Raw genomic sequence first — 14988 nt, forward strand, 5'->3', positions numbered from 1 at the left:
CGTAGCCGAACCATTCTCTCACGATCAACATACAGTTTGTGAACAACCGATTACGAACGGTCAGAGCGGCAGGTGGGAAGGGATATCCGGGAATCCCGCGCCCTCGACCCGTCGAAAACGGACGGAAAGAAGCGATAAAAACGGACAGAAGTAAGCGATGAGCTGCGTATTCACCGGCGGGCCGGAACCGGCAGCGCAGGTCACGGCGATCCGGCGGCGGGCGCGCGCCTTCGGGTGAGGGACCGGCGGGGGCGTGACATTCTTGGATCATGCGCGGCGGAAACGGGCGGTCGGTGGCGCCTTCCCCCATCCTCGGCCGGCGGAACGTGACCGACCGGCTGGCCGCCCTGATCGGCGCGGCGCGCGGCGGGGCGGGCGGGGCGCTGGTCCTGCGCGGTGAGGCGGGCATCGGGAAGAGCGCGCTGCTGCGGCACGCGGAGGGCATGGCGACCGGGTTCCGGATCATGCGGGCGTCCGGGGCGGAGTTCGAGATGGAGCTGCCCTACGCCGCCCTGCACCAGCTGTGCGTGCCCGCCCTGGACCGGCTCGGGACGCTGCCCGTCCGGCATCGCGGCGCGCTGGAGGTCGCGTTCGGCCTGGAGGCCGGCACGCCCGACCCGTTCCTGGTCGGCATCGCCACGCTGGAGCTGCTGGCGGAGGCGGCGGGCGACCGTCCGCTGCTGTGCGCCGTCGACGACGCCCAGTGGCTGGACCACGCCTCGGCCAGGGCGCTCGCCTTCCTCGCCCGCCGCCTCGGCGCCGAGAAGGTGATCATGCTGGCCGCCACGCGCACGCCGAGCCGGACGTCCGAGCTCGACGGCCTGCCGGGCCTGACCGTCGAGGGCCTCGCCGCGGACGACGCGCGCGCCCTGCTGGCTGCTGAGGTGCGGGCCCCGCTGGACGAACGGGTCCGCGACCGCATCCTCGCCGAGGCCCGCGGCAACCCGCTGGCGCTGCTGGAGCTCCCCCGGAGCGTGGGGCCGACCGGCATGGCGGGCGGGTTCGTCCCGCCCGACGCCGCGCCCCTGGCCGGACGGATCGAACGGAGCTACCAGGACCGGCTGGAGCGGCTGCCCGACCCGGTGCGCCAGCTGCTGACGCTCGCCGCCGCGGAGCCCGTCGGCGACCCGGCGCTGCTCTGGCGGGCCGCCGCCGAACTGGGCCTGGACGCCTCGAACGCGGGGCCCGCGCAGGCGTCGTCCCTGATCCAGTTCGACGCGCGGGTCCGCTTCCCCCATCCGCTGGCCCGCTCCGCCGTGTACCGCGCCGCCGACCCGGAGCGGCGCAGGGCCGCGCACCGCGCGCTGGCGGCGGCCACCGACCCCGGCACGGACCCCGACCGCCGCGCCTGGCATCGCGCCCAGGCCGCCGCCGGTCCCGACGAGGAGGTGGCGGCCGAGCTGCGGCGGTCCGCGTCCCGGGCCCGGGCGCGCGGCGGGGTGGCGGCCGCGGCCGCGTTCCTGGAACGGTCGGCGGCGCTGTCGCTCGACCCTGAGCAGCGCGTCGAGCGCGGCCTCGACGCCGCCCGCGCCAAGTTCGACGCCGGCGCGTTCGACGTCGCGGCCGAGCTGCTCACCGGCATCCAGTCGGGCTCCCTCGGCGAGGAGCAGCTGGCCCGGATCGACCTGCTGCGCGGCGAGCTGTCCTTCGTCCTGCACCGCGGCGGCGACGCCCCGCACGTCCATGTGCTACGCGCCGCCCGCCGCTTCGCCGCCCTCGACCCGGAGCGGTCCCGCGCATGCTATCTGGACGCGGTCGAGATGGGCGCGCTCATCGGCGGGCTGCGGGAGGTCGTGGACGCCGCCCGCGCCGCGCCCCCGGCCGGGGCGCGGGGCGGGAGCGGCGACATCGTGCTGGACGCCATGATCACGCTGGTGCGGGACGGCCACCGGGCGGCCGTCCCGGCGCTGCGGCCCGTCCTCGCCGACGTCCGCGACCCGGTGTGGAGCCGCCGCCCCTCGCTCGGCGTCCTGCTCGCGATTGAGCTGTGGGACTTCGACGGCTTCCTCGACTTCGCCGACCACACCATCGCGGCGGGACGCGAGTCGGGCTCGTTCCACACCCTCCCCATCGGGCTCGCGATGCTGGGCGCGGTCTCGGTGCACGCGGGCGACTTCGCGACCGCCATGGGCGCGATCACCGAGGGCGCGGCGGTCGCCGAGGCCACCGGCGCGTCGCCGCTGGTCTACCCGAGCGTCCACCTCGCCGCCCTGCGCGGACGCAGGAAGGCGGCGACCGACCTGTTCGCGGAGGTCCTCGCCGCGGACCAGCGCATGACGCTGAGCGTGCACTGGGCCAACGCCGTCCTGCACAACGCCCTCGGCGACTACCGGACGGCGTTCCATTCCGCGCGGCGGGCCATCGCCCACGACGACCTCGCCGTCACCGGACTCGCCCTGCCCGAGCTGGTCGAGGCCGCGGTGCGGTGCGGCGAGCACGAGGCGGCGTCCGGCGCGCTGGAATCGCTGGCCGAGCGCACCCAGGCCAGCGGCACCGCCTGGGGGCTGGGCGTGGAGTCCTGCGCCCGCGCGCTCGTCACGGGCGACGAGGACGCCTACCGCCGGGCCGTCGACCACCTCGACGGCTGCCGCGCCGCCGTCCACCGGGCCCGCGCGCATCTGCTGTACGGCGAGTGGCTGCGCCGGCAGGGACGGCGGCGCGACGCCCGGGAACGGCTGCGCACCGCGCACGAGCTGCTGTCCCGGATCGGAGCCGAGGCGTTCGCCGCACGCGCCGCCGCCGAACTGCAAGGGACGGGCGAGCGCGCCCGCGGCCGCGCCCCGCACAGCTACGAGCGGCTGACGATGCAGGAGGTGCACATCGCCCGGCTCGTCGCCACCGGCGCGACCACCAAGGACGTCGCGGCCCGCCTGTTCCTCAGCCCCCGCACCATCGACGCCCATCTCCGCAACGTCTTCCGCAAGCTCGGCATCACCTCGCGCCGCCAGCTCCGCGACCTCCCCGAACTCCGCGACCGCCCGGGCTGACGCGACGCCCAGAGACCCGCCTCCACACGCGCGGCGCCCCGCCTCCGCACGCGCCAGGACGCCCGGCGACCCGCCTCCGGACGCGGCGGGACGTCCGGAGGCGTGCCGTCTCACGCGCCGGGCGGCGCCTCCGGAGTCCGCAGCTCGCCGAGGATCTCCTTGGTGTGCTGGCCGATCGAGGGCGGGCCCGCGGCGAACGCCGAGCCGACCACCGGCAGCGGGGAACCGGGCACGATCACCTCGCCGGGCCCGCTCTCCAGCGGGATCGACCGCACCATCGCGCGGTGCAGGACGTGCGGGTCGGCCGCCAGCGCGTCCACGGTGAAGATCGGGCTGCACGGGACGCCGACGTCGCCCATCCGCGTGACGACCTCGGACACCGGGTGCGCGCGCGTCCACTCCTCGATGGCGCGGTCGAGCTCGTCGCGGTGGTCCAGCCGGGTGTCGGCGTCCATGGCGGTGAAGTACGGCAGCAGGCCGGGGGTCTGCACCACGCCGGCGAGGGCCGTCCACATCCGCAGGGTCATCGGCGCGAGGTACACGTAGCCGTCGGCCGCGGTGTAGGTGCCGGCGTACGACCGCCGCACCTTGCTGCCGACCCGCATGGGGCTGACGCCGAGCTGGAGCGCCTCGGCCAGGCACGGGCCCAGCAGCGACATCATGCTGTCGAGCATGCTCAGGTCCGTGAACGAGCCCTCGCCGGCGCCGTGCCGGCGGCTGAGCCCGAACATCACCGCGAGGGCGGCGTAGAGGCCGGTGACGTGGTCGGGCACGAACAGGCCGGCCTGCATCGGCATCCCGTCGGGCTCCCCGGTCAGGTGCACGAGGCCCGACATCGCCTGGATGATGCCGTCGAAGGCGGGCCGCTTCGCGTAGGGGCTGTCGTTGCCGAAGCCGCTGGCGTGCACGTAGACCAGCCGCGGGTTGACCTCCCTGGCGCGCGCGTGGCCGAAGCCGAGCCGCTCGGGGACGCCGACGGCGTAGTTGGTGACCACCACGTCGGCGGAGCGCAGCAGGGCGAGCAGGGACTCCTGCCCCTCCTCGGTCTTCAGGTCGAGCATGACGCTGCGCTTGTTGCGGTTCAGCGCGTGGAAGTAGACGTCGTTGTAGGAGAGGCTCTCGGTGCCCCGGCTGGCGTCGCCCTCGGGCGGCTCCACCTTGATCACGTCGGCGCCCTGGTCGGCCAGGATCTGGCCGCAGAACGGGCCGGCGATGTAGTGGCCGAACTCCAGTACGCGGATGTCGCTCAGGGGCGCGGCGTCCATGGGGTCCCCTCCCTTGTGGCGTCGCCTTTCGCGGACGCCGCGGCGTCCCGGTACGGCATCCGGATGCCCTGCTCGGCGGCGAACTCGACCGCGCGCTCGTAGCCGGCGTCGGCGTGGCGGACCACGCCGCTGCCGGGGTCGTTGGTCATCACGCGGTCCACGCGCAGCGCGGCGAGCGGCGTCCCGTCGGCGACCACGACCATCCCGGTGTGGACCGACCGTCCGATGCCGGTGCCGCCGCCGTGCTGCACGCCCACCCACGTCGCGCCGCTGGACGCGTTGAGCAGCGCGTTCAGCACCGGCCAGTCGGCGATGGCGTCGCTGCCGTCGATCATCGCCTCGGTCTCCCGGTAGGGGGACGCGACCGAGCCTGCGTCGAGGTGCTCGCGCCCGATCGCGACGGGCGCGCTGACCTTCCCGTCGCGGACGAGGTCGTTGATGACCCGTCCCGCGCGGGCGCGCTCCCCGTACCCGAGCATGCAGGTCCGCGCGGGCAGGCCCTGCACGCGGACGTGCCGCGCCGCCAGCCGCAGCCACCGGGTCACGGACGGGTTGTCGGCGAACTCGTCGAGCATCGCGGCGTCGATCACGGCGATGTCGGCCGGGTCGCCGGAGAGCGCGATCCAGCGGCAGTGGCCCTTCGCCTCGCAGAACATCGGACGGATGTAGGCGACGATGAAGCCGGGATAGTCCAGCGCCCGCTTGAAGCCGCCGAGGTCGGCCTCGACGCGGAGGCCGTTGCCGTACTCGAACACCTCGGTGCCGCGGTCGAGCAGCGCGCACAGCGCCTTGACGTGGTCGGCCATGCTCGCGCGGGCGCGCAGCACGTACGTCTTCTTGTCGTGGGCGCGCAGGTCGTCGGCGTCCTCCTGCGACAGGCCGGGGACGGCGTACAGCAGCGGGTCGTGCGCGGACGTCTGGTCGGTGGCGATGTCGACGGCGATGTCGCGGGCGACGATCCGGGGCAGCACCTCGGCGGCGTTGCCGCGCAGCCCGACGGACAGGGCCCGCCGCTCGTCCTTGGCGGCCAGCGCCAGGGACAGGGCGTGGTCGAGGTCGTCGGCCTGGGTGTCGAGGTAGCCGAGCCGCATCCGCCGGGTGATCTTCGTCTGGTCGACCTCCACGCAGAGGGCGACGCCGCCGTTCATGGTGATCGCGAGCGGCTGCGCGCCGCCCATGCCGCCGAGGCCGGCGGTGACGGTCAGCGTCCCGGCGAGCGTTCCGCCGAAGCGCTTGGACGCCACCGCCGCGAACGTCTCGAACGTGCTCTGCAGGATGCCCTGCGACCCGATGTAGGCCCACGAACCCGCCGTCATCTGGCCGAACATCGTCAGGCCCGCGTCTTCGAGGCGGCGGAACTCCTCCAGCGTCGCCCACTCCGGGACGATCATCGCGTTGGAGATGAGCACCCGCGGTGCCCACTCGTGCGTGCGGAACACCGCCACCGGACGGCCCGACTGCACGAGCATCGTCTCGTCATCGGCCAGGTCGCGCAGGGTGGCGACGATCGCGTCAAAGTCCCGCCAGGACCGCGCCGCCCGGCCGTTGCCGCCGTAGACGACGAGGTCGTCGGGACGCTCGGCGACGTCCGGGTCGAGGTTGTTCATGAGCAGCCGCAGGGCCGCCTCCTGCGCCCAGCCCTTGCAGGTCAGGTCGCCTCCGTGAGGCGCCCTGACCGGTCGTGCCCCCGCCGTTCCCGCCATCGCCTCTCCTCTGATCACGTGGGATGCCATCTACTCGCCCGGCCCGGCGGACCGCGGCCCGAACGGCTCGGGCCGGAACGGCTCGTCGCGGGCGCTGAGGAACGCCCGCAGGCCGCCCTCGGCCTTCGCCGCGTTGAGCCGCTCGCGCTCCGGCCCGTAGGACGAGTGGGCCATCGCGTTGAGCGCGCCGTTGAGCAGCAGGCCGCTGTCGACGCCCGCCGCCCGCAGGCCCTGCATGGTGATCGCCTTGTTCAGCCGCACCGACGCCGCCGGGACCTGCGCGATGCGCCTGCCGAGCCGCCGCGCGGCGGGCAGCAGCTCGCCGGGCGCGACGACCTCGTTGACCACGCCGATGCGGAGCGCCTCGGCGGCGTCGAAGTGGTCGCCGGTGAGGGTGTAGCGGTTGGCGCTCTTCCACCCGCACAGCGCCGCGAACAGGAAGATGGAGCTGGACGTCATCCGCACCTCGGGCTGGGCGAAGACGGCGTCGGCGGACGCGATGGTGATGTCGCAGGCCAGGGCGTACCAGAACCCGCCGCCCATGCACCAGCCGTTGACGGCGGCGATCACCGGCTTGGGCAGGCTCCAGATCTCCCTGAGGTGGTCGAGCTCCCCCTGGTTGCGCTCGTACCAGTCGCCGATGACGTCCGCCGGGTAACGCGCGGCCGGGTCGGTCCCGTTCGAGGCCTCGACCGCGGACATGTCGTAGCCGGAGCAGAACGCCCGGCCCGCCCCGGTCAGGACGATCGCGCGGACGTCCGGGTCGGCCCCGGCCCGTCGCAGGGCGTCGTGCAGCTCCCGCTCCAGGTCGGACGACAGCGCGTTCATGACCTCGGGCCGGTTGAGGGTGATGGTGGCGACGGCGTCGCCCACCTCGTAGAGGATCGTTGCGTAGTCCATGGCGGTGTGGTCCTAACGTGTCTGCGGCGGTTTCGGGGCGGGGCGGTCGGCGGCCGGGTGGTCGGCGGCGGAGTGGTCGGCGGCGACGATCCGGAGGTCGAGCACCCGCACGCCCTGCCCCCGCGGCAGCACGGCGACCGGGTTGAGGTCGATCTCCACGGCGGCCTCGCGCAGGTCGGCGGCCAGCCGCGCGACGCGCAGGACGAGGTCGGCGAACGCGTCCGCGTCGGACGGCGGCGAGCCGCGATACCCGCCGAACAGGCGCGCCAGCGGCGTACTGGCCACCAGCGTGCGTACTTCCTTTGGCGAGACCGGCGGCAGCGTCAGCGCGGGGTCGGGCTGGAGCTCGACGAGCGTCCCACCGGCTCCCAATGCCAGGACCTGCCCGAACACCGGGTCGAGCCCGCACCCGACGAACGCCTCCACGCCGCCGGAGACCATCTCCTCCACCACGACCTGCGGAGCGGGTTCGCCGAGGTGCCGCGCCACCGACGACGTGACGTCCTCGTACGCGTCGCGCACCTGCGAGGCCGTCGACAGCCCGACCGCGACTCCCCCGGCGTCGCTCTTGTGCACGACCTTCGGCGACGCGGTCTTGAGCACGACCGGGAATCCGATCGACTCCGCGGCCGCGACCGCCTCGGCGGCGGAGCCGGCGGTGGCCCGCCGCGGCAAGGGCAGCCCGTACCGCTCGGCCAGCTCCTCCAGCAGGTCGCCGGACACCTGCCCGGACGGCGACGCGTCCAACGCCCGCCGCACGGCCTTCAAGGACCCGGCGGCGACGATCTCGCCGGCCTCGCCGACGTCTTGGCCTTGGTGCGAGGCGGTGGCGGTTGTGGTCGTGACGGCGGCGATCGCGGCCATTCCGGCGCGGGTGCCGTGCACGACCGGGATGTCCGAACCGGCCAGGGCGTCGGCGGCGAACGGGTGCAGCCCGCCGCCGTAGTTCGACAGCACCATCACCGGCGTGCCGGAGCGCTGCCGGACGCCCGGCAGGGTCGCCAGCAGCCGGGTGTAGGACGCGGCCAGCCGATCGCCCAGCGACGGCGGCGCGTCCAGGACGACGGTCAGGAGGTCGACGCCCGGGTCGCCGGCGACGGCCGCCGCGAGGCGTCCGAACCGCTCGGGCTCGCCGACCAGCTGGCCGGTTCCGTCGAGCGGGTTGGCGATCGTGGCGTAGTCCGGCAGGATCCGCGCGAGCTCCTCGCGGGTGCCCGCCGACAGCTCCGCGAGCCGCACGTCCCCGTCGACGACGGCGTCGGCGACCAGCCCGATCTCGCCTCCGGACAGCCCGACGAACGCCACGCGATCCCCCGCCGGACCGGGCCGCAGAGTCGACAGGGCCACCAGCGCCTCGGTCAGCTGGTCGAAGTCGTCCACCGTGACGATCCCGGCGCGCCGGCAGAACGCCTCGTAGACCCGCGCGTCCCCGGCGATCGCGCCGGTGTGGGACGCGACGTTGCGGGCGCCCAGCTCCGTCCGCCCGACCTTCAGGGCGACGACCGCGACGCCGCTGTCGTGGCCCTTCCGCACGGCGGCCATGACGCCGTCGGCGTCGCCGATGCCCTCCACCACGATGCCGACCGCCCGGGTGGACGGGTCCTGGACGAGGTAGTCGAGGTAGTCGGCCAGCCCGGTCACGGTCTCGTTGCCGCTGGACACGACGTAGGAGAACCCCAGCCGCCCGGACCCGGCCAGCAGGATGCACCCCGACCCCGACTGCGAGACGACGGCGACGGGCCCGGCGGGCAGGTCGGCGCCGAAGTCGGTGCCGGTGAGCCACACGTCGCGGCCGGGGTTGAACGCGCCCAGGCAGTTGGGGCCGATGAGGCTCATGCCGTGGCGTCCGGCCAGCTCGCGCAGGCGGACGGCCCGCGCCGCGCCGCCGGCGGTCTCCTCGAACCCGGACGCGTAGACGACCGCGCCCCGGCAGCCCTTCGCCCCGGCCTCGTCGACCAGCGCGGGCACGGTGTCGCCGGGAGTGCAGATCAGCGCGACCGTCGGGGTGTCGGGCACGTCGGCGAGCGTCCGGTACACCGCGACGCCGTCGACGTCCCGGCCGCCGGGGTGCACGCCGTGGACCGCTCCACCGAAGCCCGCACGCCGGAGGTTGCCGAGGATGCGGCGGCCGGTCGAGCCGGGCCGCGGCGACAGCCCGACGATCACGACGCTCTTCGGGTTCAGCAGGTCGTCCAGCGCGGGCTGGCGGTAGGTGCGGCCGCTACCGCCCATGGGGCCGCTACCGCTCATGGGGCACCGCCGCCACCTGGGACGTGTCGAGATAGGCCGTCAGCGTGCCGCCGTGCCGGATCGATTCGCGGGCGTCGCGGGGCAGGGTGGCGCGGAGCGTCACGCCGTCGGCGGTGCGCAGGGTGACGCGCACGCCGTTGCCCAGGTACAGGTCGTCGAGCACGTCCAGCTCAAGGCGGGCCGGCGCCGGGCCGGACGGCGCCAGGCTCAGCGCCTCCTCGGGAATGCTGAGATCGACCCGGCCGGACGGCTCCAGCGGCTGCCCGCACATGACCTCCATGTCGCAGCCCGCGAACCCGACCCGCGCCCGGTCCCCGGCGAGCCCGGCCATGGTGGCCTCGGCGACGTTGTGGCCGCCGAAGAAGCTCGCGACGAAGCCGCTCCGCGGCCGGGTGTAGAGCTCCTCGGCGGTGCCGACGGCGTCGATGCGTCCGTCGTGCATGATGACGATCCAGTCCGAGAGGGTCAGGGCCTCCTCGCGGTCGTGCGTGACGTAGACGGTCGTCGCCCCGGCCTCCTGGTGGAGGCGGCGCAGTTCCACGGCCATGCGCATGCGCAGCTCGCGGTCGAGGGCGCCGAGCGGCTCGTCCATCAGCAGCAGCTGCGGCCGGAACGCCAGCGCGCGGGCGACGGCGACGCGCTGCTGCTGCCCGCCCGACAGCTCGCGCGGGAGGCGGCCGCCGAGCTCGTCCAGGCCGACCAGGGCCAGCATGTCGGCGACCCGCCGGTCGCGCTCCTGCTTCGGCCAGCGGCGCATCTTCAGGCCGTAGGCGATGTTGTCGGCGGCGGTCATGTGCGGGAACAGCGCGTAGTTCTGGAACACCATGCCGATCTCGCGCGCCGCGGGCGGCATCCGGGTGACGTCGCGTCCGTCGATGAGCACCTCGCCGCCGTCGGGCGCGAGGAACCCGGCGACGACGCGCAGGATCGTGGTCTTCCCCGAGCCGCTCGGCCCGAGGACGGTGACGAAGTTCCCCCGGCCGGCGACCAGGTCGATCCCGCGCAGCGCCTCGGTGCCGCCGAACCGCTTGACGAGCCCGCGCAGCTCCAGCCCGGCCTCCGCATCGGCGGGGGCGTCAGGAGCGGGACTGGGCCCGGTCCCCTCCTCCTGCCGCGGGTCCTTCCGTGCCCTGACGTTCATACTTTCCTCCGCAGCAGAAACGCGAGCGAGCCGACGACGCCGGTGCCCGCCATGAGCAGGGTCGCGATCGCGGTGATGTTGGGATCCAGTCCCGTCTTGACGTTGTCGAAGATCGCCTTCGGGAGCGTCACCGTCCCCGGGCCGCCGAGGAAGTTGATCAGCACGGCCTCGTCGAAGCTGGAGATGAACGCGAAGATGTAGGACGCGCCGATGGCCGGCAGCAGCTGCCGCAGCGTGATCCCGACCATCGCGCGCGGCCGGGACGCGCCGAGCGTCATCGCGACCAGCTCCGTCTCCGCGGGCAGGCGCGACAGCGCCGACCCGAGGATCAGCAGGACGAACGGCAGCCCGTGCACCGCGTACGTCAGCACCAGCGCCGCCATGTTGCTGGTCAGCCTGAACTGCACGAACAGCGTGTAGAGCGCCACGGCGTAGGCGACGCCCGGGATCACCAGCGGGCTCAGCCCGACGGCCTGGAGCAGCCCCTTCAGCGGGAGCCGCGACCGGTGCAGCGCGAACACCGCCGGGATGCCGATCAGCAGCGAGATCGCCGCCGAGACGGTGGCCAGCTTGAACGACAGCACCATCGCGTCGATCCAGGCGTCCGAGCCGAAGAACGACCGGTACTGGCGCAGGCCCCACTCCTCCGGCGGGAACTGGAGCACCTCGGCGTTGGAGAACGACAGCACGACGACGCACAGGATCGGCACGCCGAGGAACAGCACCGCCGCCGCGCGCACCACGAGGTCGGCCGCCTGCACGCCGCGGGCGAGGGCCCGGCGTCCGGCGGTGTCGGCCACGGCCCGCGGCGCCGTCTCCGACGGGACGGACGAGGTCAGAACGTCGGTCGTCATCCGAGGGCCCTCCGCATCCGCTCCTTGCCCACCAGCCGCAGCCCGCCGAGGATGACCAGGCCCGCGACGACCAGCAGCAGCACCGAGGCGACCGCGGCCTGCTGCGGGACGAACAGGTTGAAGATGTCGTCGGCGATGAGGCTCGCGGTGAACGGCGCCGTGGCGCCGCCGAGCAGCACCGGCGTCAGGTAGTAGCCGATGCAGATCACGTAGACGATCACCGTGGACGCCAGCAGGCCCGGCAGGGCCAGCGGCGTCACCACGTCGCGCAGCGCCCGCACCCGCGAGGCGCCCATGCTCTCCGCCGCCTGGATCAGGTTCAGGTCGATCGTGACGTAGACCGCATACATCGGCAGCACCGCGTACGGCAGCATCTGGTACGTCATCCCGGCCACCACCGCGAACTGGGTGCGGAGCAGCTGCATGGGCTCGTCGATCACGCCCAGCCACGTCAGGGTCCGGTTGACGACCCCGAACCGCTCCAGCAGGACGGTGAAGGCGTAGATCTTCATCACCGCCCCCATCCAGAGCGGCATGAAGACCGCCAGCGCGATCACCATCCGGGTCAGCCGGCTCCTGGTGGTGCGCAGCGACCAGGCCAGCACCGCGCCGACCGTCACGACGATCACCGTGACGATCAGCGAGGTGAGGCAGGTCGTCCACAGGGTGCGGCGCGCCGCCGGGCTCTGGAAGAAGTCGCCGAAGTTGCCGAGCCCGTCCGGTTCGCCGAACGCCGTCCGCAGCAGTTCGACGAACGGGTAGACGATGAACACCCCGGCGACCACGAGGAACGGCGCGATCAGCCCCAGCCCGGTCAGGCCGGAGAACGTGGACTGCCACCCCCTGGCGCGCGTCCGGCGCCTTATCTGAACCATGTGCTCATCTCCTGGTCATCTCCCATCCGTGTTCGCCGGACCGCCGCCGGACCGCCGCTGGGGCGGCGGGCCTGCGGGAGCGGCGTGCCGGCGGCTCGGCTGCGTGGCCGCCGGCACGCCTGCCTTCAGCCGACGAGGATCTCGCGCAGCGCCTTGCCGAGTTCCTGCTGCTGCTTGGCGCCCGCCTTGCCGTCGACGAGGGTGACGCCCGTCTTGTTGATGGGCAGGTTCTTGATCACCTCAGGCGACAGGTACTTCTGCATGTCGCGCCCGCCGGTGCCGCTGTAGATCTTCTCGGTGAACTTGGCCTGCAGCTCCCGGTGCTCCGCGTACCACTTGACGAACTTGAACGCGGCCTCCTTGTTCTTCGCGCCCTTGGGCACGCACCAGCCCTCGTCGAACAGCAGGCCGCCGTCCCAGTAGAGCTTCAGCTCGGGGACCTGCTTCATCGCCGAGACCAGCACCGTGTTGGGCGCCTGCATGATGCCGACCTCGCCGTCCACGACGGCCTGCTGCATCTGCGCGGGGCTCGTCGACCAGACCTGGACGTTCGGCTTGATCCGCTTGAGCGCGTTCATGGCCCGGTTCACGTCGACGGGGAAGTACTGCTGCGGCTGGACGCCGTCGCCCGCCAGCGCGAACAGGCTGGTGAAGATCGGGTTGTTGGCCGTGATGCCCCGCGTGCCCGGGAAGCTCTTCACGTCGAAGAACTCGCGCGGGTTCGTGGGGCACTTCTTGACCAGCTTGGTGTTGCAGCCGATCAGGTTCACCGTGCCGCCGTGGTCGAGGTAGTACGGCTCCGACGGGCCGGGCCTGATCGCGCCGTCCGCCACCAGCGGCGTGATCTCCGTGACCAGCGACGCGGGGAACTTCTCCAGGTTGCCGTCCAGGACGAGCTTCGAGGTGTCGCCGCCCGGCGCCTCCAGCAGGTCCCACTCGATGTTGTTGCCGGCGCGCTGCGCGGCGACCTTGGCCGCGAAGCCGCCGCCGGGCGTGGCGATGGTCACCTTGATCCCGGTGTCCTTCTGGAACTGGTCGTAGAAGGCCTCCTTGTTCGCGGCCGTGAACGACCCGCCCCAGCCGGCGATGACCAGGCTGTCCGAGCCGCCGCCGCCGGAGTCGGAGTCCGAGCCGCAGGCGGCCGTGACGGTCGCGACCATCGCGGTGAGCGCCAGGACCGCTATCCGGCCCCGCCGGACGCCGCGGGCGTGCGTTCTCTGGGAAGACATGTCATCCTGCTCCTTCTTGTGGGGTGGTCGAAGACCGTGCGAACCCCTGGTGAGCACCCCTCTGGTGCGCGGCCCCCCGGTCTGCGGTCGCGGCCTCGCGGTGCGCGATCCCGGCGCGGGCGGACGGCGGCACCCGCAGGTGCCAGCCGGTGCGGCGCTGGTAGGCGTCGGCGGCGCGCAGCACCGTGCTCTCGGCGAACGGCCGTCCGACCAGCTGGAACGACAGCGGGAGCCCCGTCTCGGCGAACCCGCAGGGCACGGCGATCGACGGCAGCCCCGACGCGTTCCACGGGCCGTGGAAGCCCGGCCTGAACAGCGCCGCCGCCAGGTCCGCCGTCGCGATCGGCGCGGCGGGCGTGAACGACACCGGCGTGAGGAGGACGTCGACCTTCGCGAAGACGTCCGCCAGGCCCCGCCGGAACAGCGCCCTGACCCGCTGCGCCTGGACGTAGTCGGCGCCGGTGAAGAACGCCGCCCGCGCCAGCAGCTCGCGGGTCGACCTCCCGTACTCGTCCCACCTGTCCACCAGGTTCTGCCGGTGGTAGGCGAACGCCTCGGAGAGGAACGTGATGTTGTTGGCGTCGTTGGCCTCCTGCGCGTGCGGGACGACGACGTAGGTGAGCGTCGCGCCCGCGTCCGCCAGTTCGTCGGCGGCGCGCAGCACGGCGGTGCGGACCTCGCCGTCCAGCAGCGGCGAGTCCAGGAAGTACCGGGTCGGGACGCCGACGCGCAGCCCCTCGGCCCCGCCGTCGCGGGCGTCGTCGGCGTAGCGGCCGGGCGGGAGCGGCGAGGAGTACGGGTCGGCGGGGTCGTGGCCGGCGATCGCGTCGAGGATCAGCGCACAGTCGTAGGCGCTGCGGGCCATCGGGCCCACGGTGTCGAGGCTGAACGCGCACGGGACGACGCCGCTCTTCGGCACCCGTCCGAGCGTGACCTTCAGCCCGGTGCAGCCGTTCGCCCCGGCCGGGCCGCGCACCGAGCCGCCGGTGTCGGTGCCCAGCCCGCCGAGGGCCAGCCCGGCGCTGACGGCGATGGCCGTCCCGGAGCTGGAGCCCATCGGCGTGCGCTCGGGGTTCCACGGGTTGCGCGGGAACGGGAAGCGCGCCGTGCGGTCGGGCAGGCCGCAGGCGAACTCGTTCGTCGTGGACTTGCCGAGCAGGACGCTCCCCGCCGCCCGCAGCCGCGCCACCGCCGGCGCGTCGGCGCCGCCGCCCCAGCCAGGTTCGAGGACCTCGCTGTTGGCGCGCGTCGGCGCGTCCCGCGTCGCGATGAGGTCCTTGACCACCAGCGGGACGCCCTGGAGCGGCGACCGGTCGCGGCCGCGCGCGAAGTCGGCGTCGGCCTCGGCCGCCGCGGCCAGCGCCTCGTCCTCGGTGACGGTGACGTAGGCGCCCAGCGCGGGGTCGAGCCGGGCGACGCGGTCGAGCACCGTCCGGGTCAGGGCCGTCGACGTGGTCGCGCCGGCGCGCAGGGCGGCGGCGGCGTCCTCGATGGTCAGCGGCAGGGGCGGCGTGGTCACGGGCGTTCGCCTTCTCCTGGGAGCGCGCTGGTCTGGGCCATGGCGACGGGGTCGATCGGCGGGTCGTCGCGCAGGTCCAGGGCCGACAGCGCGTCGGCCTTCGCGCGCAGCGTCCGGTAGCCGGCGGCGAGCCGGGCGATCTCGTCGTCGGAGAGCGAGAGCCCGGCGGCGCGCAGCGCGAGCGCCGCCTCGTCCGTATCGGCGTCCACGCCGGTGTCCGCGTTGGTGTTCGTGTCGTGGCTCGTGTCGTCCATGGGCGGGCCGT

General features: G+C 73.8%; 11 protein-coding genes. 1 reads left to right on the forward strand and 10 read right to left on the reverse strand.

Going from position 1 to position 14988, the window contains the following annotated elements:
• The first annotated feature begins 269 nt into the window (after nt 1-269).
• Nucleotides 270-2987: an AAA family ATPase gene (locus ACH34T_RS20335; RefSeq protein ID WP_395993738.1), complete on the forward strand. Its 2718-nt coding sequence runs from the start codon at nt 270-272 to the stop codon at nt 2985-2987.
• A gap of 110 nt (nt 2988-3097) precedes the next feature.
• On the opposite strand, the gene ACH34T_RS20340 is transcribed toward ACH34T_RS20335, so the two are convergent.
• From ACH34T_RS20340 to ACH34T_RS20385, 10 genes are all read right to left on the reverse strand, one after another.
• Complete coding sequence (locus tag ACH34T_RS20340) at nt 3098-4252, reverse strand: CaiB/BaiF CoA transferase family protein (RefSeq protein ID WP_395993739.1); 1155 nt, start codon at nt 4250-4252, stop codon at nt 3098-3100.
• Nucleotides 4234-5955, reverse strand: a complete 1722-nt coding sequence (gene hutU, locus ACH34T_RS20345; RefSeq protein ID WP_395993740.1) for a urocanate hydratase — start codon at nt 5953-5955, stop codon at nt 4234-4236. The genes ACH34T_RS20340 and hutU overlap by 19 nt, the downstream gene beginning before the upstream one ends.
• 30 nt (nt 5956-5985) lie before the next feature.
• Entirely contained in the window at nt 5986-6855 is an 870-nt protein-coding gene (locus ACH34T_RS20350) for an enoyl-CoA hydratase/isomerase family protein (RefSeq protein WP_395993741.1), read from the reverse strand.
• A gap of 12 nt (nt 6856-6867) precedes the next feature.
• Nucleotides 6868-9105 carry an acetate--CoA ligase family protein gene (locus ACH34T_RS20355; protein ID WP_395993742.1) on the reverse strand — a complete coding sequence of 746 codons (2238 nt, stop codon included), beginning with the start codon at nt 9103-9105 and terminating at the stop codon, nt 6868-6870.
• On the reverse strand, nt 9095-10246 hold the full coding sequence (locus ACH34T_RS20360; RefSeq protein WP_395993743.1) for an ABC transporter ATP-binding protein: 1152 nt from the start codon (nt 10244-10246) through the stop codon (nt 9095-9097). Before ACH34T_RS20360 ends, ACH34T_RS20355 begins: the two co-directional genes overlap by 11 nt.
• Complete coding sequence (locus tag ACH34T_RS20365) at nt 10243-11100, reverse strand: ABC transporter permease (RefSeq protein WP_395993744.1); 858 nt, start codon at nt 11098-11100, stop codon at nt 10243-10245. The genes ACH34T_RS20360 and ACH34T_RS20365 overlap by 4 nt, the downstream gene beginning before the upstream one ends.
• Complete coding sequence (locus ACH34T_RS20370; RefSeq protein ID WP_395993745.1) at nt 11097-11975, reverse strand: ABC transporter permease; 879 nt, start codon at nt 11973-11975, stop codon at nt 11097-11099. Before ACH34T_RS20370 ends, ACH34T_RS20365 begins: the two co-directional genes overlap by 4 nt.
• Before the next feature lie 125 nt (nt 11976-12100).
• A complete protein-coding gene (locus tag ACH34T_RS20375; protein ID WP_395993746.1) occupies nt 12101-13204 on the reverse strand; it encodes an extracellular solute-binding protein in 1104 nt (367 codons plus the stop codon).
• Between the two features lies 1 nt (nt 13205).
• A complete protein-coding gene (locus ACH34T_RS20380; RefSeq protein WP_395993747.1) occupies nt 13206-14723 on the reverse strand; it encodes an amidase in 1518 nt (505 codons plus the stop codon).
• Nucleotides 14720-14977, reverse strand: coding sequence for a hypothetical protein (locus tag ACH34T_RS20385; protein WP_395993748.1), 258 nt, complete (start codon nt 14975-14977; stop codon nt 14720-14722). The genes ACH34T_RS20380 and ACH34T_RS20385 overlap by 4 nt, the downstream gene beginning before the upstream one ends.
• Between the last annotated feature and the right edge of the window lie 11 nt (nt 14978-14988).

The sequence above is a fragment of the Actinomadura sp. 9N215 genome, assembly GCF_044326345.1.
GTDB lineage: Bacteria > Actinomycetota > Actinomycetes > Streptosporangiales > Streptosporangiaceae > Spirillospora.

Coding starts and splice junctions, on each gene's coding strand:
- ACH34T_RS20335 (WP_395993738.1), top strand. CDS start 270: ATGCGCGGCGGAAACGGGCGGTCGGTGGCGCCTTCCCCCATCCTCGGC.
- ACH34T_RS20340 (WP_395993739.1), bottom strand. CDS start 4,252: ATGGACGCCGCGCCCCTGAGCGACATCCGCGTACTGGAGTTCGGCCAC.
- hutU (WP_395993740.1), bottom strand. CDS start 5,955: ATGGCGGGAACGGCGGGGGCACGACCGGTCAGGGCGCCTCACGGAGGC.
- ACH34T_RS20350 (WP_395993741.1), bottom strand. CDS start 6,855: ATGGACTACGCAACGATCCTCTACGAGGTGGGCGACGCCGTCGCCACC.
- ACH34T_RS20355 (WP_395993742.1), bottom strand. CDS start 9,105: ATGAGCGGTAGCGGCCCCATGGGCGGTAGCGGCCGCACCTACCGCCAG.
- ACH34T_RS20360 (WP_395993743.1), bottom strand. CDS start 10,246: ATGAACGTCAGGGCACGGAAGGACCCGCGGCAGGAGGAGGGGACCGGG.
- ACH34T_RS20365 (WP_395993744.1), bottom strand. CDS start 11,100: ATGACGACCGACGTTCTGACCTCGTCCGTCCCGTCGGAGACGGCGCCG.
- ACH34T_RS20370 (WP_395993745.1), bottom strand. CDS start 11,975: ATGGTTCAGATAAGGCGCCGGACGCGCGCCAGGGGGTGGCAGTCCACG.
- ACH34T_RS20375 (WP_395993746.1), bottom strand. CDS start 13,204: ATGTCTTCCCAGAGAACGCACGCCCGCGGCGTCCGGCGGGGCCGGATA.
- ACH34T_RS20385 (WP_395993748.1), bottom strand. CDS start 14,977: ATGGACGACACGAGCCACGACACGAACACCAACGCGGACACCGGCGTG.